This window comes from Desulfurobacterium atlanticum (assembly GCF_900188395.1).
Taxonomy (GTDB): Bacteria; Aquificota; Aquificia; order Desulfurobacteriales; family Desulfurobacteriaceae; genus Desulfurobacterium_A; species Desulfurobacterium_A atlanticum.
Genome location: NZ_FZOB01000023.1, coordinates 1 through 1,199 on the forward strand (window position 1 = coordinate 1; position 1,199 = coordinate 1,199).

The following is a 1,199-nucleotide window of genomic DNA, read 5'->3' on the forward strand; positions in this document are numbered from 1 at the left end:
GGAGGAATAAAATGGCTAAAGAAAAATTTGAAAGGACCAAACCCCACAAGAACGTGGGAACTATAGGACACGTAGACCATGGTAAGACAACACTAACAGCTGCGATCACACACTGTCTTGCCCTCAAAGGAATGGCCCAGGAAGTATCTTACGACAACATTGACAAAGCCCCAGAAGAAAGGGAAAGGGGTATCACAATCGCTACTGCTCACGTTGAGTACGAATCTGAAAAGTACCACTACGCTCACGTTGACTGTCCAGGACACGCTGACTACATCAAAAACATGATTACCGGTGCTGCTCAGATGGATGGTGCTATTCTTGTTGTTTCTGCTGCTGATGGCCCAATGCCACAGACAAGAGAGCACGTTCTTCTTGCAAAGCAGGTTAACGTTCCATACATCGTTGTATTCCTGAACAAATGTGATATGGTTGATGATGAAGAGCTTCTTGAACTTGTAGAACTTGAAGTTAGAGAGCTTCTTAACGAATATGATTTCCCAGGTGATGAAGTACCGGTTATCAGAGGATCTGCTCTTAAAGCTCTTGAGTGTACATCACCAGAGTGTCCAGACTGTCAGCCAATTTATGAACTTGTAAAAGCTCTTGATGAGTATGTGCCAGAGCCAGTAAGAGAAACAGACAAACCTTTCCTTATGCCTATTGAGGACGTATTCTCTATTTCTGGACGTGGTACAGTTGTTACAGGAAGAGTTGAGAGGGGAGTTCTCAAAGTTGGAGAGGAAGTTGAGATTGTTGGTTTAAGGGAAGAGCCTATTAAGACTGTTGCTACAGGTATTGAGATGTTTAGAAAGCTTCTTGATGAAGCTCTTCCAGGTGACAACATTGGTGTTCTCTTAAGAGGTGTTGCAAAGGATGATGTTGAAAGGGGAATGGTTGTAGCAAAGCCTGGTTCTATTAAGCCTCACAAGAAGTTTAAGGCTGAAGTTTATATTCTTTCTAAAGAGGAAGGTGGAAGACATACACCGTTCTTTAATGGATATCAGCCACAGTTTTATTTCAGAACAACTGATGTTACAGGAAAGGTTCAGCTTCCTGAAGGTGTAGAGATGGTTATGCCTGGTGATAATGTTACTTTTGAGGTTGAGCTTCTTAAGCCCGTTGCTATTGAGGAAGGGCTTAGATTCGCTATCCGTGAGGGTGGTAGAACTGTAGGTGCAGGTGTTGTTACTGAGATT

The 1,199-nt window shown here is 43.0% G+C and carries 1 protein-coding gene; it reads left to right on the forward strand.

The genetic code is table 11. The features are described 5' to 3' along the window. Positions 1 to 11 precede the first annotated feature (11 nt). Positions 12 to 1,199, forward strand: a 1,188-nt coding sequence (tuf, locus tag CHB58_RS08980) for an elongation factor Tu (protein WP_089323768.1), incomplete at its 3' end; no start/stop codon positions are given.